The organism is Telluria sp. AIW5 (assembly GCF_056680575.1).
The window spans coordinates 2486645-2505799 of record NZ_CM155289.1; the positions used below are offsets into that span (position 1 = coordinate 2486645).

Annotated in this window: 17 protein-coding genes; 14 read left to right on the forward strand and 3 right to left on the reverse strand. The window is 65.5% G+C overall.

All coding sequences use genetic code 11. The annotated features are described in order from the left end of the window. Positions 1 to 35 precede the first annotated feature (35 nt). The 4 genes from AC1MEM_RS10930 to AC1MEM_RS10945 all read left to right on the forward strand — a co-directional run bounded on the left by AC1MEM_RS10930 (position 36) and on the right by AC1MEM_RS10945 (position 3857). Positions 36 to 401 (forward strand): PspC domain-containing protein, encoded by a 366-nt coding sequence (locus tag AC1MEM_RS10930; protein WP_499477208.1) that lies wholly within the window; start codon positions 36 to 38, stop codon positions 399 to 401. 15 nt (positions 402 to 416) lie between these two features. After that, positions 417 to 1850 (forward strand): dihydrolipoyl dehydrogenase, encoded by a 1434-nt coding sequence (lpdA, locus tag AC1MEM_RS10935; RefSeq protein WP_499477210.1) that lies wholly within the window; start codon positions 417 to 419, stop codon positions 1848 to 1850. 194 nt (positions 1851 to 2044) lie between these two features. Beyond that, positions 2045 to 3142 carry a cell division protein ZapE gene (zapE, locus tag AC1MEM_RS10940; protein ID WP_499477212.1) on the forward strand — a complete coding sequence of 366 codons (1098 nt, stop codon included), beginning with the start codon at positions 2045 to 2047 and terminating at the stop codon, positions 3140 to 3142. A gap of 22 nt (positions 3143 to 3164) precedes the next feature. Beyond that, complete coding sequence (locus tag AC1MEM_RS10945) at positions 3165 to 3857, forward strand: hypothetical protein (protein WP_499477213.1); 693 nt, start codon at positions 3165 to 3167, stop codon at positions 3855 to 3857. A 120-nt stretch (positions 3858 to 3977) separates the two neighbouring features. Here the strand turns inward: AC1MEM_RS10945 and AC1MEM_RS10950 are convergent, their stop codons facing one another. Then, positions 3978 to 4784 carry a PP2C family protein-serine/threonine phosphatase gene (locus AC1MEM_RS10950; RefSeq protein ID WP_499477215.1) on the reverse strand — a complete coding sequence of 269 codons (807 nt, stop codon included), beginning with the start codon at positions 4782 to 4784 and terminating at the stop codon, positions 3978 to 3980. A 210-nt stretch (positions 4785 to 4994) separates the two neighbouring features. Here AC1MEM_RS10950 and AC1MEM_RS10955 point away from each other — a divergent pair, with 210 nt between their 5' ends. Together AC1MEM_RS10955 and yoaA are read left to right on the forward strand one after the other, a co-directional pair. Continuing rightward, complete coding sequence (locus tag AC1MEM_RS10955) at positions 4995 to 5195, forward strand: YdcH family protein (RefSeq protein ID WP_056333185.1); 201 nt, start codon at positions 4995 to 4997, stop codon at positions 5193 to 5195. Between the two features lie 42 nt (positions 5196 to 5237). Next, a complete protein-coding gene (yoaA, locus tag AC1MEM_RS10960) occupies positions 5238 to 7268 on the forward strand; it encodes a DNA repair helicase YoaA (protein WP_499477217.1) in 2031 nt (676 codons plus the stop codon). 193 nt (positions 7269 to 7461) lie between these two features. On the opposite strand, the gene AC1MEM_RS10965 is transcribed toward yoaA, so the two are convergent. After that, positions 7462 to 8436 carry an NADPH:quinone oxidoreductase family protein gene (locus tag AC1MEM_RS10965; RefSeq protein WP_499477218.1) on the reverse strand — a complete coding sequence of 325 codons (975 nt, stop codon included), beginning with the start codon at positions 8434 to 8436 and terminating at the stop codon, positions 7462 to 7464. Positions 8437 to 8616: 180 nt separating this feature from the next. Here AC1MEM_RS10965 and AC1MEM_RS10970 point away from each other — a divergent pair, with 180 nt between their 5' ends. From AC1MEM_RS10970 to rlmD, 7 genes are all read left to right on the forward strand, one after another. Further along, positions 8617 to 9225: a toll/interleukin-1 receptor domain-containing protein gene (locus AC1MEM_RS10970; protein WP_499477219.1), complete on the forward strand. Its 609-nt coding sequence runs from the start codon at positions 8617 to 8619 to the stop codon at positions 9223 to 9225. Positions 9226 to 9233: 8 nt separating this feature from the next. After that, the gene (locus AC1MEM_RS10975) at positions 9234 to 11867 is read left to right on the forward strand and encodes a tetratricopeptide repeat protein (protein ID WP_499477220.1); all 2634 of its coding nucleotides are present in this window, start codon (positions 9234 to 9236) and stop codon (positions 11865 to 11867) included. A 468-nt stretch (positions 11868 to 12335) separates the two neighbouring features. Next, a complete protein-coding gene (surE, locus tag AC1MEM_RS10980; protein ID WP_499477222.1) occupies positions 12336 to 13073 on the forward strand; it encodes a 5'/3'-nucleotidase SurE in 738 nt (245 codons plus the stop codon). Beyond that, the gene (locus AC1MEM_RS10985; RefSeq protein WP_499477224.1) at positions 13070 to 13948 is read left to right on the forward strand and encodes a protein-L-isoaspartate(D-aspartate) O-methyltransferase; all 879 of its coding nucleotides are present in this window, start codon (positions 13070 to 13072) and stop codon (positions 13946 to 13948) included. Before surE ends, AC1MEM_RS10985 begins: the two co-directional genes overlap by 4 nt. 44 nt (positions 13949 to 13992) lie before the next feature. Continuing rightward, positions 13993 to 14922 carry a peptidoglycan DD-metalloendopeptidase family protein gene (locus AC1MEM_RS10990; RefSeq protein WP_499477226.1) on the forward strand — a complete coding sequence of 310 codons (930 nt, stop codon included), beginning with the start codon at positions 13993 to 13995 and terminating at the stop codon, positions 14920 to 14922. A 45-nt stretch (positions 14923 to 14967) separates the two neighbouring features. Continuing rightward, a complete protein-coding gene (gene rpoS / locus AC1MEM_RS10995; RefSeq protein WP_499477227.1) occupies positions 14968 to 15999 on the forward strand; it encodes an RNA polymerase sigma factor RpoS in 1032 nt (343 codons plus the stop codon). A 181-nt stretch (positions 16000 to 16180) separates the two neighbouring features. Further along, positions 16181 to 17524 carry a 23S rRNA (uracil(1939)-C(5))-methyltransferase RlmD gene (rlmD, locus tag AC1MEM_RS11000; protein WP_499477228.1) on the forward strand — a complete coding sequence of 448 codons (1344 nt, stop codon included), beginning with the start codon at positions 16181 to 16183 and terminating at the stop codon, positions 17522 to 17524. A gap of 177 nt (positions 17525 to 17701) precedes the next feature. Here the strand turns inward: rlmD and AC1MEM_RS11005 are convergent, their stop codons facing one another. After that, entirely contained in the window at positions 17702 to 18391 is a 690-nt protein-coding gene (locus AC1MEM_RS11005) for a Bax inhibitor-1/YccA family protein (RefSeq protein ID WP_499477230.1), read from the reverse strand. A 258-nt stretch (positions 18392 to 18649) separates the two neighbouring features. Between AC1MEM_RS11005 and ndk the strand changes: the two genes are divergently transcribed. Continuing rightward, positions 18650 to 19063 carry a nucleoside-diphosphate kinase gene (gene ndk, locus AC1MEM_RS11010; protein WP_499477231.1) on the forward strand — a complete coding sequence of 138 codons (414 nt, stop codon included), beginning with the start codon at positions 18650 to 18652 and terminating at the stop codon, positions 19061 to 19063. Positions 19064 to 19155 lie beyond the last annotated feature (92 nt).

Genomic DNA, 19155 nt, shown 5'->3' on the forward strand with positions numbered 1-19155 from the left:
GGCGCGTGCCCGCCGACAACCGAAGGGGAACGACCATGATCTCCGATGAAATCCGGCGTTTGCACGAACTGCACCAGGCCGGCGCGCTTACCGATGCCGAGTTCGAACAGGCCAAGGCGAAAGTCCTGGCCGGCGCGGCTGCCAACGAGCGCGTCAACCTGAACAAGGGCGGCACGTCCGCTGGCTTCGAGGCGGGGGCCAACCGTTTTGAAGCGCAGATGCGGTCGCTGCGCCGTGCGCGCGGCGACCGCTGGCTCGGCGGCGTCTGCGGCGGCCTGAACGGCGTCCTCGGCCTCGAGACCTGGGTCTGGCGCCTGGTCTTCGTGCTGTTCACCATCCTGACATCCGGATTTGGAGCACTGGTCTACCTGCTGATGTGGATCTTTGTCCCAGAAGAATAAATAAGGAAGCTATTCATGAGTAACGAGAAACAATTCGACGTCGTCGTCATCGGCGGCGGTCCTGGCGGCTATATCGCGGCAATCCGCGCGGCCCAGCTGGGTTTTAAAGTTGCCTGTATCGACGAGTGGAGCAACGCTGCGGGTAAACCTGCACCGGGCGGCACCTGCACCAACGTCGGCTGCATCCCGTCGAAAGCGCTGCTGCAGTCGTCGGAACACTTCGAGCACGCCGGTCACGCGTTCGCCGAGCACGGCATCAATGTCGCCGGCCTCGAACTGAACCTGCCGCAAATGCTCAAGCGCAAGGACACCATCGTCAAGCAGAACAACGACGGCATCCTGTTCCTGTTCAAGAAGAACAAGGTCACTTTCTTCCACGGCCGCGGCGCCTTCGCGGGCAAGGCCGAGGGCGGCTATACCATCAACGTCACCGGTCCGACGACCGACACGCTGACGGCCAAGAACGTCGTCGTTGCCACGGGTTCGAATGCACGCCAGCTGCCGGGCGCGGAATTCGACGAGAAGCTGATTCTGTCGAACACCGGCGCGCTGGCCATCGATGCGGTCCCATCGAAGCTGGGCGTGATCGGCGCCGGCGTCATCGGCCTGGAAATGGGTTCGGTGTGGCGCCGCGTCGGTGCGGACGTCACCGTGCTGGAAGGCCTGCCGACCTTCCTCGGCGCTGTCGACGAGCAGATCGCCAAGGAAGCCCATAAGCTGTTCACCAAGCAGGGCCTGAAAATCAACCTGGGCTGCAAGATCGGCGCGATCACCAAGGGCGAGAACAATGTCACCGTCGCTTACGCCGACAGCACCGGCGCCGAGCAGACCGCTACGTTTGATCGCCTGATCATTTCGATCGGCCGCGTGCCGAACACGATCGGCCTGGGCGGCGAGACCGTCGGCCTGCCGCTGGACGAGCGTGGTTTCGTGATCGTCGACGACGAATGCCGCACCAGCCTGCCGGGCGTGTGGGCAGTCGGCGACGTCGTGCGCGGCCCGATGCTGGCGCACAAGGCCGAGGAAGAGGGCGTTGCGGTTGCCGAGCGTATCGCCGGCCAGCACGGCCACGTCAACTTCAACACGATTCCATGGGTGATCTACACCTCGCCGGAAATCGCGTGGGTCGGCAAGACCGAGCAGCAGCTCAAAGCCGAAGGCGTCGCCTACAAAGCCGGTACCTTCCCGTTCATGGCCAACGGCCGTGCGCGCGCGCTGGGCGACACCTCGGGCATGGTGAAATTCCTGGCCGACGCCACGACCGACGAAATCCTGGGCGTGCACATCGTGGGCCCGGTCGCTTCGGAACTGATCTCGGAAGCCGTCGTCGCGATGGAATTCAAGGCCTCGTCGGAAGACATCGCCCGCATCTGCCACGCGCACCCGTCGCTGTCGGAAGCCGTCAAGGAAGCCGCGCTGGCGGTCGACAAGCGTTCGCTGAATTTCTAAGCAAACGGTGTATCCGGCCATTCGACCCTGGCACATGTTGCTGCGGTCGGATCGGCCGGATTGCGCCTTGTAGGGTGGGCGCCCTGTGCCCACGCGTGACGCATGCACCACGTTGGCATTATCGAGCGCCACGTCTGCTCATCGTTCACGCGTGGGCACGGGGCGCCCACCCTACGTTTTAACGATTGCACTACATGAACGTCCAAGAGTACTATCAGCACGCCCTCACCGAGCGCGGCTTCAAGAGCGACACGGCCCAGCAGGCCGCGGTCGACCGCCTCCAGCAGGCGTACGACGACTGGGTCCAGTACAAGGCCCAGCGGTCGTCCGCTTTCAGGCGCCTCATCAACCGTCCCGACGTGCCGAAGGGCGTCTACATGTGGGGCGGGGTAGGGCGCGGCAAGTCCTTCCTGATGGACAGCTTTTACTCCGTGGTCCCGGTGGTGCGCAAGACGCGCCTGCACTTCCACGAATTCATGCGCGCCGTGCACGGCCAGCTCGATGAACTGAAAGGCGTCGCCGACCCGCTCGACGAAGTCGCCAAGCGCATCGCCCGCAAATACCGCCTGATCTGCTTCGACGAATTCCACGTCTCCGACATCGCCGACGCGATGATCCTGTACAACCTGCTGTCGGCCCTGTTCGCGAATGGCGTCAGCTTCGTCATGACCTCGAACTACGAGCCCTCGACGCTGTATCCGGACGGCCTGCACCGCGACCGCATGCTGCCGACCATCGGGCTCCTGAAGGACAAGCTCGACATCATGAACGTCGATGCCGGCAACGACTACCGCAAGCGCGCCATGGAGCAGGTGCAGGCCTATTACACGCCGCTGGGCGCGGCCTCCGACCACGCGCTGCGCGCAGCCTATGCGAAGGTCGCCGACACCGCCGACGAAAGCCCGATCGTCCACATCGAGAAGCGCGAGATCCGCGCGCTGCGCCATGCGGGCGGCGTGATCTGGTTCGATTTCGCGACCCTCTGCGGCGGGCCGCGCTCGCAGAACGACTACCTCGAACTGGCCACGCGTTTCCACACCGTGATTTTGTCGGGCATACCGGCGATGTCGGCCGGCCAGTCGTCGGAAGCGCGCCGTTTCACCTGGCTGATCGACGTGTTCTACGACCACAAGGTCAAGCTCATCATGTCGGCCGCAGTCGAGCCGGAGGAACTCTACACGCAGGGCATGCTGGCGAACGAATTCCACCGCACCGTCTCGCGTATCATTGAGATGCAGTCGCGCGAGTACATGCTCGCCGAGCGGCGCGGCGCGGCCGACGCCATCGCCTGACCCTGAGCACACAAGGAAGACAATGACCAGAGCACAGTCCACGTTGCGCCATGCCGGTACAGCGCTCGTTGCCGGCCTGCTGGCCGCCTGCGCCGCGCAGCATCCGGCAAGCCTGAACGCCGCCCTCGCGCCGACCACGTCCGTGGCCCAGGCCAACGAGCGCATTGCCGCCGTGGCCGCCGAACGCGCCGCGATCGAAGCGCGCCATGCCGAGCGCGAGCGGGTCTGCTACGACAAATTCTTCGTCACCAGCTGCCTGGACGAAGCCAGGGAACGCCGCCGCCTGGCGCTGGCCGCCCAGCGCGAGATCGAGGTCGAGGCCGAACACTTCAAGCGCAAGGACGCGGTCGACCAGCGCGACAAGGCGATGGCCGAGGCCGACGCGAAGTTCCAGGCCGAGGAGGCCGCTACGGCGGCCCAGCCGCAGCTCGCACCGAAAACGATCGGGCCGGTGCCGCCGCCGCGTCCTTCGAGCGTGCCGGGCCGCATCGCCAGGCACAAGGCGCGCGTCGCGGAGGAAGCCGCCACGGCGTCGGCGAACGCCGCCACCCGCGCCGCCAGGGCCACCGCCTTCGAAGAGAAGCGCAAGAAATCGGAAGAGCGCCAGCGCGACGTCGCCCAGCGCAAGGCCGAGCGCGCCGCCAAGCGCGCCGCCGACCAGGCCGCGAAAGAAAAAGCCGCAGCCGCTGAAAAGGCAGCCGTCCCCGCGCGCTAACGAAATTCGGCGGCCGCAGCGCACCGTAGGGTGGGCACTCGTGCCCACGCGTACGTGCTTCAAGGCACCACTTGCGTCACCGACGACCGTCGACCCCGACTCCAGGACGTAAAACCGGTGTCACGTTTCGCTCGCCCGCGCGCCGCCCCCAAACGTCCCCGTTCCCTCCGGCATCGCCTTCACCAATTTCACAATCACCATTGAACAATTCCCCCCTTTACCCTGGGACCGTTCCGCCGCCTTGGCGATGAGCATCTCCGACGCCTGCCTCGGCGTCGACCGCGCCAGCGCCGCCCCCAATTCCGCATCCGTGAAGAAATGCCACAAGCCATCCGAGCAGAGCAGGAACTGGTCGCCCGGCGCCATTCCCATCTGCCAGCCGACCGTCACATACGGTTCCTTGCGGCTGTTGCCCAGCACATTGAGCAGCAATTTCGAGCGCCGGTGATTGCGCGCCGCATCGAGCGCCAATTTGTCCGTGGCAACCAGCTGTTCGATATAGGCCTCGTCGTTGGTGCGCAGCTTCGGCTCGCCGTTTTCAAAACGGTAGAGGCGCGAGTCGCCCACATGGGCCCAGACCGCCTCGCCATGCGGGGAGAGCAGCAGGCCGACGAAACTGGCGTGCGCTTCCTCGCCGGTGGTGACGGCGTTCATCTTGATGACGAGGTGGGTCTCGTGCACGATGTCGCGCAGCAGCTGGGCCAGGCGCTCGGGATTGGGCGTGTCGCCCGGCTTGAAGCTGTCGAACACCTGCTTGGCCGTATGCAGTACCTGCTCGGCCGCCGCCGGTCCGTTGATGCCGTCCGACAGCAGCGCGAGCACATGGCCCGGCGCACGGGCGCCCGTCAGCAGGGCAACCCGGTCGTTCTGGCGCGGACGATTGCCGATATGTTGCGCGGTTCCCGCCTCGATTTTGAAGAGATTCATAAACTTTGATGCTTTCCGTGGCTCAGGAGCCAATCTTTGTTGGCGGCAACGACGCTCTGGATTAAACTATGCACCGAGATGCACTACTGTTGCAAGCCGTAAGGGAGGCGCTGCACTCGATATCGGTCCTGCGATGTCGGCCACCCTTCGGCGCCCGCTTGCGGTCCGTCACCGCCCCGCCTGTTGAAAAACTCGTTTGGAACCGCCATCATGACCGATGTCCAAGACATCCAGCGCCGCATTATTGAACTCGACGTCGAACACCGCGACCTGGACGCAGTCATTGCCATGCTGACCGCGGACGGTCATGCCGACCAGCTCCAGCTGCGCCGCCTGAAAAAGCGTAAACTGCAGCTGAAAGACCATATCACCCTGCTGAAAATGCAACTCGTGCCGGACGTGCCGGCCTGATTGTTTTTCGGCCTCCGCATCCAAGTTCTGATTAAGCCCATTTTGACCGATCAATTACCTGTGCCCGGCGGCGCCGACGGCGCGCCTGCCGATTTCGCTCCCCAGGAGCCGGCAGGCAAGTATGATGCCGAACTCGACCGCCTGTTCGGCGCCGGTGGCCCGCTCGCGCCCGCCGTCGGCACCTTCAAGCCCCGTACCTCGCAAACCGAGATGGCCAAGGCCATCGCCACCGCGATCGACGGCCAGAAAGTCCTGATGGCCGAGGCCGGCACCGGCACCGGCAAGACCTTCGCCTACCTCGTTCCGGCGCTGCTATGGGGCGGCAAGACCATCGTCTCGACCGGTACCAAGAACTTGCAGGATCAGTTGTTCCTGCGCGATATCCCGACCATCCGCCAGGCCCTGAAGGCGCCCGTGTCGGTGGCCCTGCTCAAGGGCCGCTCGAACTACGTCTGCCATTTTCATCTGGAACGTACCCTGCAGAACGGGCGCCTGACCTCGCGTGACGACGTCGGCCACCTGCGCGAAATCTCGCGCTTCATCAAGATGACCAGTTCGGGCGACAAGGCCGAGCTGGCCAAGGTGCCGGAAACCGCCTCGGTCTGGAACCTCGTCACCTCGACGCGCGACACCTGCATGGGCGCCGAGTGCCAGTACTACCAGGATTGCTTCGTGATGAAGGCGCGCCGTGAAGCCCAGCAGGCGGACGTGGTCGTGGTCAACCACCACCTGTTCTTCGCCGACGTCGCGCTGAAGGATACCGGCGTGGCCGAGCTGCTGCCCTCGGCCAACACCATCATCTTCGACGAGGCGCACCAGCTGCCCGACACCGCGACCCTGTTCTTCGGCCAGTCGGTCTCGACCTCGCAAGTGCTGGAACTGTGCCGCGACGTGCTGGCCGAAGGCCTGGCCCATGCACGCGGACCGGACTGGGCGAAAACCGTCACGGTCGTCGAAAAGGCCGCGCGCGACCTGCGCCTGACTTTCCCGGAAGGCGGTACGCGCATGTCGCTGCCGCAGGTGCCGCCAACTTCCGCCTTCTTCCCGGCGCTGCAGACCCTGAAGGACGAACTCGACGGCCTGATCGACGTGTTGGAGGAGCAGGCCCAGCGCGCGGAAACCCTGGAAGCCTGCCGCGTGCGCGCTGTTGAGTTGAAGTCATCCTTCGACGGCTGGAAAGCCGATCCGAAAGGCAAAGTGGTCGAAGGCGACCAGGCCGCCGTGCTGTGGGTCGAAGCGTTCAATTCGTCGCTGCAGTTGCACAAGACCCCATTGTCGATCGCGCCGATTTTCTCGAACCAGCGCGAAGGCACGCCGCGCAGCTGGATCTTCACCTCGGCAACCCTGGCCGTCAAAAACGATTTCAAGCATTTCGCCGACCAGATGGGCCTGACCGGCGAGCCGGCGCTGACCTGGCCGAGCCCCTTCAATTATGGCGAGCAGGGCGTGCTGTACGTGCCGACCGGGATGCCGGAACCGAACTCGATGGGCTACACCGATGCCGTCGTCGATGCCGCGTTGCCGGTGATCGAGGCGGCCGGCGGACGCACCTTCTTCCTGTGCACGACGATCCGCGCCGTGAACCGCGTCGCCGAGCGCCTGCGCACGGAATTCGCCGAACGCGGGCTGGAGTTTCCGCTGTTCGTGCAGGGCGAGCGCGGGCGTACCGAGCTGCTCGATTCGTTCCGGAGTGCGGGCAATGCGGTGCTGGTCGGCAGCCAGAGTTTCTGGGAAGGCGTCGACGTGCGCGGCGAGGCGCTCTCGCTGGTCATCATCGACAAGCTGCCGTTTGCTCCGCCGGACGATCCGGTACTGGCTGCCCGCATCGAGGTGATGGAAAAGCAGGGGATGAACGGCTTCATGCACCATCAGCTGCCGGAAGCGATCATTACCTTGAAGCAGGGAGCAGGGCGCCTGATTCGCGACGTGGACGACCGCGGCGTGCTGATGATTTGCGATCCGCGTTTGATCAGCAAGCCGTATGGACGGCGCATCTGGCAGAGTTTGCCGCCGTTCAAGCGGACGCGGGTGCAGGAAGAGGTGCTGGCTTTCTTCAAGCCGGAGTCGGCGTAATTCGTAGCGTGGGCACCCCGTGCCCACGCGGACGTACGCGCCATGTTGGCCGATGGGCGCGGTCATGACGCGGGATGAAGCCGACGCGTGATCGCGGAATCATCGGGACACGTTTTGAATGCGCCGATGGTGCGGGTCGAATGTTGCCAACATGACGCCCGCGTTCGCGTGGGCACGGAGTGCCCACCCTACATTACGGCACGATCACGACTTTCCCCGTCACCTTGCGCTCGGCCATGTCATTCAAGGCCTGCGCCGTCTCCGCCAGCGCGTACCGCTTCGACACCAGCGGCTTCAGCTTGCCCACGGCCATCCACCCCAGCATCTCGCGCATCGCCGCCGCATTCGCCTGCGGTTCGCGGCGTGCAAAATCGCCCCAGAACACGCCGACCACCGACGCGCTTTTCAGCAGCATCAGATTCCACGGCAGCTTCGGAATATCCCCGGCGGCAAAGCCGATCACCAGATGGCGCCCGCGATACGCGATCGAACGCAGCGCCGGCTCGCTGTACTGCCCGCCGACCGGATCGTAGATCACGTCCGGCCCCTTGCCGCCGGTCGCAGCCTTCAGCGCCTCGCGCAGGTCTTCCTTCGTGTAGTCGATCAGCACGTCCGCCCCATGCGCGCGGCAGACTTCCAGTTTTTCCGGGCTCGAGGCGGCGGCGATCACGCGCGCGCCCAAGGCCTTGCCGATCTCGATCGCCGCCAGCCCGACGCCGCCGGCTGCACCCAGCACCAGCATCGTCTCGCCCGCCTTCAACTGGCCGCGGTCGACCACCGCATGGTGCGAGGTGCCGTAAGTGAGCGTGATTGCTGCGGCGGTGTCGAAATCCATGCCGGGGGGAATTGGCATCAGCGCGGCGGCCGGTGCAATGGCCTGCTGGGCAAAGGCGCCGGTCTGCGTGAAGCCGATCACGCGGTCGCCGATAGCCAGGCCGCGCACGCCTTCGCCGAGCGCGCGCACCACGCCGGCGAACTCGTTGCCGGGCGTGAAGGGCAGCGGCGGCTTCACCTGGTACTTGCCCTGCACCGTCAGCACGTCGGGGAAATTGACCCCGGCCGCCCGCACGTCGACGGCAACTTGACCCGGGCCCGGCACGAGGTCGGGCAGGTCCTGCAGTTCGAGGCTGTCGGGCGGGCCCCAGGCTTTACATACGATCGCTTTCATGTCGTCTCCTCCTGTTGGTTTTGCTTGTTGGATCTATTTGATTATGCCTCACGGAATCGTATCGGTGGCAATGCGCCCGCGAGGCGGGCGCGTTTGTGCACTCGCAAAATGACGGGGGTGCGGACCGTTAGAGTGATGGATGCGCATGCGGGCCCGCGCGTCTTGACGAGGGGAATGGCAATGGCGATTCGGTACGGCTGTTTCTTCAGCTACGCCCATGGAAAGCATGCCTTGATGCAGCGCTTCAAGACGGCGCTGGCGGAAGCATTGCACTGCTATCTCGAGCCCTATTTCGATACGGAGGACGAACTCTTCGTCGACACCGAGCAGCTCGGCGGGGGCGACGATCTCGACAGCAAGATCGCGCGCGCCATGTGCGAGAGCGTCTGCATGGTCCTGATCTACACGCCGAAATACGAAGCGCATGCGTACACACGGCGCGAATACGAGGCCATGCGCCGGATCGAGGCCGAGCGCAGCCAGTGGTACACGCTTCCCAGCCACCTGATCATCCCGGTCATCATGACCCAGCACCCGGAGCGCTTGCCGCCGCAGATCGCGTCCTCGAGCTTTTATGTGGATTTTTCGCATTTCACGATGGCCACGGCCGACCTGAAATCGAATCCGGATTTTTTACCCGATATCGGCAAGATGGTGAAACGGATCGCTACCCATTACCAGTACCAGAAAATGTACATGCCGCCCGGGCATGACTGCAACCAATTCGTGCTCCCCGATGTCCCACCGGAGTGGCGTGCCGTCCCGGATCTCACCTTCCCGAAAAAATGAGGAGCTCCATGGAAATCAACCGTTTGACGCTGCCGCCGATCGGCGGTCCCGGCGAAGTCACCACCTTCTATTCGTTTGAAAGCGGCGCCGCGCGCAGCCTGGCGCTGGCCGACAGCGCGGTGCTGCTCGCGGGCCGCCAGAATGCGACAACGCCGGTCCTGATGATCGACTGGGACACCGAGGCGCCCGGCCTGCACCACCTGTTCCCGAGCCGCGACGAGCGCTACGAGCGTCACGACAGCGTCCGCGCCGACGAGGCCCGCGCGCCGCGCGCAGCGGGCGGCCGCGGCGCGCCTGGCCGGCCCGACGGCGCACGCTTCGAGCCCGCCCGCCCCGAAGCGCGGCCGGGCCTGCTCGAATACTTCGAAGCCTGCCGCGAGCAGCTGAAGGCCCTGGGACGCACCGGCGGCGACGACCACGAGGAGCGGGCCCGCCTGGTGCTCGAGGCGATCGACTGGGAAGCCTATGTCGAACGCGTCGACCAGGGCCGCACGCTGTATCTGATGCGCGCGGGCTGCTTCGACGACAGCTTCGGCGAACGTGCCGACCGCATGGACTGGGACGGCCTGTTCGCGGCCTGCCCGGCGCTGTACCGCGCCTTCGCTGCGCACCTCACAAAGCGCTTTCGCCATGTGCTGATCGACTGCCGCGGCGGCCGTTCGGCGGCGGTGAGCGTCTGCACCACGCTGCTGCCGGACCGCCTGGTCGGCCTGTTCACGCCGAACGGGCGCAGCCTCGACGGGCTCGCCGGCGTCGTCACGCGCGCCATCGATTACCGCTGCAGCCACGAGGAGGCGCAGCGTCCGCTGCTGGTGTATCCGGTGCCCTGCGGCGTCGACGGCTTCGATGCCGAGCGCCGCATGCTGTGGCGCCGCGGTGACCCGCACAAGGGTGTGGCCGGCTACCAGCCGCGGCTCGAGCAATTGCTGCGCAACTGCTACGGCCTGTCGCAGCTTTCGCTCGACAGCTACCTCGACGAAGTCCAGCTGCACGGCGCGCTGGCCAGCGGCGCGGCCCAGCATCTCGGCGCGCTGCCGGAACGCGATGGCGACCGCCTGTCGCAGACGCGCGCGATCGAGGCGCTGCTCGGCTGGGCCGCGGCGGGACGCTTCCCGTGGCAGTCGCGCGCCGAGATCGACCTGCTCGACGCGGTCGAGGCGGCGCGCCTGCGCCTGGCACTTGGGGAGCGGCAGGAGGGCGCAGCGTCGAGTTTCGATCCGAATGGGGTGCTGCTGGCGCGCGAGCTGCTGCGCCTGGGCGAGCTGGACCTGCATGCCGGGCGCTTGCAGGGGGCCTGCGACTGCTTCGCCGAGAGCACCACGCTGCGCCAGCGCCTGCTGGGCGACGACCATCCCGACACGCGCGCCAGCCGTGCGGCGCTGGCCGCCGTCCTGCGCGACAGCGGACGGCTGCGCGAGGCGCGCCAGCAGTACGAGGCGCTGCTCGAACACTGCCAGGCTGCGGTCGGGGATGCACATCCCGAAACCCTGGCCGCGCGCTCGGGCCTGGGCGCCACGCTCGCGCGCCAGGAAGAGTTCGGGCCGGCCCTGCACCTGCACGACGCCGTGCTCGAGGCCTGCGAGCGCCTGTACGGCCCTGGCCACATAGCGACGCTCGACGCCGTCGCCGGCCAGGCCCGCACGCTGGCGCTGCAGGGCGAGTATTCGCGTGCGCGCATGCTCTACGAACGGGTGCTCGAAGGGCGCCAGCGCGTGCTCGGCACCGAACACGAAGACACGCTGCGCTGCACCCAGCAGCTGGCCACGCTGCTGCGCGACATGGGCGACCTCGGCAACGCGCGCAAGCTGCAGGAAAGCGTGGTGAAGGTGCGCGAACGCCTGGCGGGACCGGATGTCGGCGCCACCCTGCTGGCGCGCGAGGCGCTGGCCGAAATCTTCGCCGCCCAGGGCGACCTCGGCGCCGTGCGCGACATGCAGCAGTCGCTCGCCATGGCGCGCGAACAGCGTCTCGGCTCCGAGCATCCGGATACGCTGGGCGTGCTGCTGCGGCTGGCCTCGACGCTGAGCCAGCAGGGCGAGCTCGAGGAAGCGCGCCGGCTGCAGCAGCATGTGGTCAGCCTGCACGAACGGCTGCGCGGCATGGACGACCACGAAACCCTGCGCAGCAAGCAGATGCTGGCCCAGACCCTGTCGAGCCAGGGCCACAGCGTGGCCGCGCGCCGCCTCGAGCAGAGCGTGGAGGAGGGCGGCCACCGCCTGTCGCAGCTGCGCGCGATGGCGGCCGGGCCCCATGACGCCCCGGGGGATGGTTTGCCCGGCGGGTTGCCGGGTGCGAGCCTGCCCGGCGCCAGGGAGGGAGGCGGCGGACGCTGGGCCGCGAGCCGCGGCGGGCCGGGCCAGGCGGCGCAGGAGCCGCTCGAGCACAAGCTCGGGCAACTCCACAGGCTGGTCGAGGGCGGCCGCGCGCGTGAGGCGCGCCAGCTCGCCGACAGCCTGCGCGAAATCATCCTGCGTCCCTCGGTCGCCCAGCCGCTGCGGCGGCGCGGCGTGGCGCTGATCAAGCAGGTGTATCAGGACGACAACGACAAGGATGCGCTGCTGGCCTTTGCCGAAGACGAGGTCGCGTCGCTCGAAGGCGCGCTGATCGAGGCGTCCGGCGGACGGCCGCTGGCGCTGCGCTAAGGGATGATCGATTTTGCAATCGTGACAGCTCGACGGCCGCCTTTGCAGGGAGGGTACTCCGTGCCCACGCGTACGCACGCTCCCGCGAGTCGCTGACCGTATCGATTCGCTCCGCAAAGCTCGCCATGTCCACGTCAGCGAGCGGTAGGGTGGAGGGGTTCCCCGTCCACGCGTTCAAATAGTGCCTGCGCCATCGCGCATGCGTTCGTTGGCTCTGCGCGAACTGTCCAGAGACGGTAAAGGTTTGCCCACGTACATTGAACGCGTGGACGGGAGACCCGTCCACCCTACAGCAACGGGTCGACAATGCCGGCATGCGTAGTCGTAGCGCAACGCTGCCACGCCTGCATTAAAAATGAAAACCGCGGGGCGTAGCCTCGTCCTGGAACATCGCCGCCATGTCCCGCAGCCCAGAAATTATCTGCCCCGAATGCGTGTTCAAAGCGTTGCTTCAGGTAAAATCGCCGGATGCGAATTCTTATCAGTAACGACGACGGCTATCTCGCCCCTGGTATCAACGCCCTGGCCGAAGCCCTGGCGAGCATCGCCGAAATCATCGTGGTCGCGCCCGACAGCAACCGCTCGGGCGCGTCGAATTCCCTATCGCTCGACCGTCCGCTGTCGGTCAGTCGCGCCGCCAACGGTTTCTATTTTGTCAATGGCACGCCCACCGATTGCGTGCACATCGCCCTGACCGGCATGGGTGATGCCTTGCCCGACCTGGTCGTGTCCGGCATTAACAACGGCCAGAACATGGGCGACGACACCCTGTATTCCGGCACCGTCGCCGCGGCCACCGAAGCGTATTTGTTCGGCATCCCGGCCATCGCCTTTTCCCAGGTCCACCACGGCTGGGAACACCTGGGCGCCGCCGCCCGCGTCGCGCGCGATGTCGTGCAGCGCAAGTTCGACATGCTGCCGGCGCCCTTCCTGCTGAACGTGAATATCCCGAACCTGCCCTACGAGGCGATGGGACCGCTCACGCCCACCCGCCTCGGACGCCGCCACCAGGCCGAGCCCGTGATCCGCTCGCAGGATCCGCGCGGACGCGAAATCTTCTGGATCGGCGCGCCGGGCGCCTGCCGCGATGCGGGCGAGGGGACGGACTTCCACGCCACGTCGGCCGGCATGGTCTCGGTCACGCCGCTCCAGATCGACCTGACGCATCAATCCCAGCTCGCGCTGCTGAAACAGGGACTCGCATGAACGACCGCAGCAAACCGTCCGGGGGCAGCACCTTTCCTTTGCCGCTGTCGTCGGTCACCAGCGGCGCTGCACGCAAGCCGGTAATGCCGGCGCCCGTCGCCACGCCCCAGACCGCGACCCAGAATGCCGCGCGCGCCGTCGGCGGCGCCCAGCCGCCGAAAGCGCAGCAGCCGGGGCCCAAGCTGCCGGGTTACGCTGCGTCCACCACCCAGAGCGTTCCCACCGCCCAGCGGTCGGACCTGATGGCAACCGAAGCGATCCGCCGCGCGATGGTGGCGCGGGTCGCCAGCCAGGGCGTGCACGACCACGTGGTGCTGGCCGCGCTCGACGCCGTGCCGCGCCACCTGTTCATCGAACCGGCGCTCTCCAGCCAGGCGTATGTCGACGCCTCGCTGCCGATCGGCCACCACCAGACGATCTCGCAACCCTATATCGTGGCCCGCATGATCGAAGCCATGCGCGACGGCAAACCGATGGGGCGCGTCCTCGAGATCGGCACCGGTTGCGGCTACCAGGCGGCGGTGCTGGCGCGGGTTGCGCAAGACGTGTATTCGATCGAGCGCATCAAGCCGCTGCACGAGCTGGCCAAGGCCAACCTGCGCCCCTTGCGCCTGTCCAACCTGCGCTTGCACTACGGAGATGGTATGCTCGGGCTCGCGCAGGTTGCGCCATTCGACGGTATCATCCTCGCCGCGGCCGGAATGGAAGTGCCGCGCGCCCTGCTTGAACAGCTCGCCATCGGCGCGCGCCTGGTGGCCCCGGTCGGCGGCCAGGTCCAACACCTGCAGCGCATCACCCGCACCGGCAAGTCGGAGTGGACCAGCGAAACCCTGGAAGCCTGCCATTTCGTGCCTTTGCGCCCCGGCACCGCTTAGCGCCTGTTCGGCGCTGCAAAGTAGAAAATAGATATTAGATGAGAATGAAACAAACACCCCGTTTAGTCCTGCTGACTCTCGCGTTCGGCTTCATTGCCGGCTGCACCACCACCTCCCGCCAGGCGCCGATCATCGAGCGCCCCGTCGGTTCCTCCACCGCCAGGCCACGCCCTGCGCCTGTGCGCAACGAAGAATCACGCCAGGATGCAAAAGGCAGCTACACGGTGCGCCGCGGCGACACGCTGCTGCGCATCGCCCTCGATCATGGCCAGAGCTACCGTGACCTGGTCACCTGGAACAACCTGGCCGACCCGGACGACATCAAGGTCGGCCAGGTGCTGCGCGTGGTGCCGAACGAGCGCCAGGCGAGCACGGGTGTCGTGACCCAGCCGGTGCCGATGCCGCCGGAGAGCCGCCCCTCGGTGCCGCGCAAGACGACGCCGCGCGCCGACAAGAAGGCCTATAACGACGACACGGCCGACGCGCCGCGCAGCGAGAAGGCCGGCGAGCGTGCCGAGGTCGTGGCTGCCGCCGCGGCCGTGTCGCCTGCAGCGGCGGCCGCCGCCGGTTCGCGCGTGGGCAGCACCGTCACCGCGACCGACGATGAAAAGCTGAGCTGGATGTGGCCGTCGGACGGACGCATCATCGCCACCTTCGACGAAGGCAAGAGCAAGGGCATCGATATCGCGGGCCGCGCGGGACAGCAAGTGATGGCGGCGGGCGCCGGCAAAGTAATGTACGCTGGTAGCGGTATCCGAGGTTATGGTAATCTCGTCATCGTCAAACACAGCAACAGCTTGCTGTCGGCCTATGCCCACAACCGCGCGATCGTCGTGAAAGAAGGCGACAACGTGGCCAAGGGCCAGGTGATCGCCGAGATGGGCGATTCCGATGCCGACACGGTGAAGCTGCATTTCGAGATTCGCCAGCAGGGCAAGCCAGTCGATCCGTCGAGGTTCCTGCCCAGCCGTTAGAGCATGTGAAAAAAGGAATTTTTCGCATGCTCGTAGAGAGGGTCAATGACGCTGCCGCCGCACTCCCGGGATCGAGACGTTTCGGACGAACTGCCTGACGAACTGGAGGGCGAGGGCGCGTCGAGCTACGAGGCGCGGGCGGAAACGGGCGATGCCGACACCGAGGCCGAGCCGCTGCCGCCGGGCGCCGTTGCCGAGGTCGACAGCGTCGACGAACTCAAGAAAGTGCTCGCGGCCGAACTCTCGACCGACACCACCCAGCATTACCTGAACCAGATCGGCACCCGTCCGCTGCTGTCGGCCCAGCAGGAATCGCATTTCGCGACCCTGGCCAAGGCAGGGGACTTCGAGGCGCGCCAGAAGATGATCGAGCATAACCTGCGGCTCGTCGTCTCGATCGCCAAGCACTACATCAATCGCGGCGTCGTCCTGCTCGACCTGATCGAAGAGGGCAACATCGGCCTGATGCGCGCCATCGACAAGTTCGAGCCCGAGCGCGGTTTTCGCTTTTCCACCTACGCCACCTGGTGGATCCGCCAGAGCATCGAACGCGCCATCATGAACCAGGCACGCACCGTGCGCCTGCCGGTGCACATGGTGCGCGAACTGAATGGCGTGCTGCGCGCCAAATACCACCTCGAGGCCCAGCACCACGACGGCAAGGATGCCAGCGTCGAGGACATCGCCAGCCTGGTCGGCCGCCCGCCGGAAGAGGTGCAGGACATCCTGGCGCTGTCCGAGCACGCGGCCTCGCTCGACGCCCCGCTCGACAACGATCCCGGTTCGAGCCTGATGGACATGCTGCCGGGCGAACTCGACGATGGCCCGGATACGCGCGCCGAGCAGCACGAGATGACCGAACTGGTGCGCGACTGGCTGACGCGCCTGCCGGAGAAACAGCGCCTGGTCGTGATGCGGCGTTTTGGCCTCGATAACGACGATCCGGCCACCCTCGAGACCCTGGCCGAGGAGATGGGCGTGACGCGCGAGCGGGTGCGCCAGATCCAGCAGGAAGCGCTGGTCAAGCTGAGGCGGGCGATGGCGGCCCGTGGCGTGGTGCGCGATTCCTTGTTATGATGCGGCCGGTCTTGTGAGCTCAATATTGCTGCCTTTTGGTCTTGCGCAGCGGTAGCAGGCCTTGTTTTCGGCCATCGACTCACTCCTGGACCCGCTTTCCACCATTCACGCTTCCGCGTGGGCACGGCGTGCCCACCCTACATTTACGGTTCTGCGTGGGCCTTGTGTCCGCCGATATTCAATGCACGAAACTTTCATCGAAATCAAATCCCTCGACGCGGATGCGCGCGGCGTCGGCCACCTCGAGAACGAGGACGGCAGCCAGGGCAAGGTCATCTTCGTCGAGGACGCGCTGCCGGGCGAGCGCGTCAGCTACGAGGTCAAGAAGAAGAAAAAGAACTGGGAAGCGGGGCGCATGGTCACGCTGCAGCGCGCCTCGTCGATGCGGGTCGAGCCGCGTTGCGAGCACTTCGGCTATTGCGGCGGCTGCTCGATGCAGCATCTCGAGCCGACGGCCCAGGTCGCGATGAAACAGCGCACGCTGGAAGACAACCTGTGGCACCTGTCGAAGGTGAAAGCCGAGAACGTCATGCGCCCGATGTACGGACCGACCTGGGGCTACCGCTTCCGCGCGCGCCTGTCGGTGCGCCATGTGGCGAAGAAGGGCACCGTGCTGGTCGGCTTCCACGAGCGCGCCTCGGCCTTCGTTGCGGACATCAAATTCTGCCATATCCTGCCGCCGCACCTGGGCGGCATGCTGATGCCGCTGCGCGAACTGATCGGTTCGCTGTCGATCTACAACCAGGTGCCGCAGATCGAGGTGGCAGTTGGCGAAGAATCGACGGCGCTGGTGCTGCGCATCATGGCGCCGATGAGCGCCAAGGACGAGGAGCTGGTCAAGGCCTTCGCGGATCAATGGGGCATCCAGTGGTGGCTGCAGACGAAGGGGCCGGAGTCGGTGGTCCCGTTTTATCCCTTGGGCAAAGAGCTCTACTACACGCTGCCCGAGTTCGGCGTGCGCATGCCCTTCAAGCCGACCGATTTCACGCAAGTGAACCACCAGATCAACCGCGCCCTGGTGCACAAGGCGCTGGGCCTGCTGGGCGTGCAGCCGAACGATCGTGTGGCCGACCTGTTCTGCGGCCTGGGCAATTTCACCCTGCCGCTGGCGACGCAGGCGCGCGAAGTGGTCGGCATCGAGGGCAGCACGGTCCTGACGACGCGGGCGCTGGAAAACGCGAAGGCGAACGGCCTGTCGGAAAAGACGACCTTCTACACGCGCAACCTGTTCGAGGCGACCGCAGCCGACCTGGTCGCCCTCGGCCGTTTCGACCGCATGCTGATCGACCCGCCGCGCGACGGCGCGATCGCGCTGGCCGAGGCCCTGGCCGAGCTGCGCGAGAGCGGCAAAGCCGAGTTCCTGCCGCAGCGCATCGTCTACGTCTCGTGCAGCCCCTCGACGCTCGCGCGCGACGCCGGCGTGCTGGTCAACCGCGCCGGTTACGTGATGAAAAAGGCGGGCGTAGTGAACATGTTCCCCCATACCTCACACGTCGAGTCGATCGGCGTCTTCGAGCTAGCGTAGTAAAACAGCTGGGGTCAGGTCTGACATTTGGACACGGCCTCAACGATACCAAGCCGTGTAAGGCAGAGGTCGCGCCAAGGCGGGAGTCCGAATGTCAGGCCTGACCCCAGCCCTCCGTCCCGACGGAACAAAAAAAAGCCGACCCTGGGGTCGGCTTTGTCATGTCAGCATTTCCGCTCAGTCGCGATTGCCGCCCGCAATGCCCAGCAGGGCCAGCAGGTTGCTGAAGATGTTGTAGACGTCCAGGTAAATCGCGAGCGTCGCCGAGATGTAGTTGGTCTCGCCGCCGTTCACGATGCGCTGCACGTCGTACAGGATGAAGGCCGAGAAGATGCCGATCGCCAGCACCGAGAACACGATGGACAGGGCCGACATTTGCAGGAAAATGTTGGCGACGCCTGCCAGCAGCAGCACGATCACGCCGGCGAACAGCCAGCTGCCCATGCCCGAGAAGTCGCGCTTGGTGGTGGTGGCGATGCTGGCCATCACGGCGAAGACCACCGCGGTGCCGCCGAATGCCGTCATGATGAGCTGGCCGCCGTTGCTGTAGCCGAGCGTGTGGCGCAGCAGGGGCGTGAGCATCAGGCCCATGAAGAAGGTGAAGCCGAGCAGCACGAACACGCCGACCGCCGATTCCTTCGTTTTTTCGATCGCGAACATGAAGCCGAATGCGATCAGCATGAAGATCACGAAGCCCATGCCGCCGCTCAGCATCGGCAGGCGCATGCTGACCCCGACGTAGGCGCCGAGTACGGTCGGCAGCATCGACAGCGCGAGCAGCCAGAAGGTATTGCGCAGGACTTTGTTGCGCGTGACCTGGCCTACAGCCACGTCGTAAGCAGGTTGCTTTTGCAGGATGGGGTTCATGTTGCCTCCGGTTGGATAAAAATGTATTGCCACTCAAGCATAGCATGGCGCCCGGGCGGGGAGTGCGGGCCTTAAGCGATCCATAAGGCGCCCGGCGGGCAGGTAGCCGCATTGACAAGGCGGTTTTTCGCCGCCACTCTACCACTTTGGTCGTCGCCGCCGCAATATCGGCTACATGGGGCGAGGTATGGTAAAATCAAAGGTTGATTGAGTTCCCTTCTTCTCGATTTAAACCTTTCTTTTTATTGGAGTTTTTACATGGCAATCGAACGCACCCTGTCGATCATCAAACCAGACGCAGTTGCAAAAAACGTGATCGGCCAAATCTACAGCCGCTTCGAAAACGCTGGCCTGAAGATCGTTGCAGCCCGTATGACCCAGCTGTCGCGCGAGCAGGCTGAAGGCTTCTACGCTGCCCACAAAGAGCGCGGCTTCTTCAAGGACCTGGTCGACTTCATGGTGTCCGGTCCTGTCATGATCCAGGCCCTGGAAGGCGAGAACGCCGTCCTGAAACACCGTGACCTGATGGGCGCGACCGATCCGAAGAAAGCAGAAAAAGGCACCATCCGCGCCGATTTCGCCGATTCGATCGATGCCAACGCCGTGCACGGTTCGGACGCTGTCGAAGCTGCAAAAGTCGAAATCGCTTACTTCTTCCCAGAAGTGAAGTAATGCAATAATCGGCCGACGCAGTCGGCCGAAGTGTGACTTCTTGCATCAAGAACCGCTCGCCCGATGCCTCGGGCCCGGCGAGCGGGGTTTGC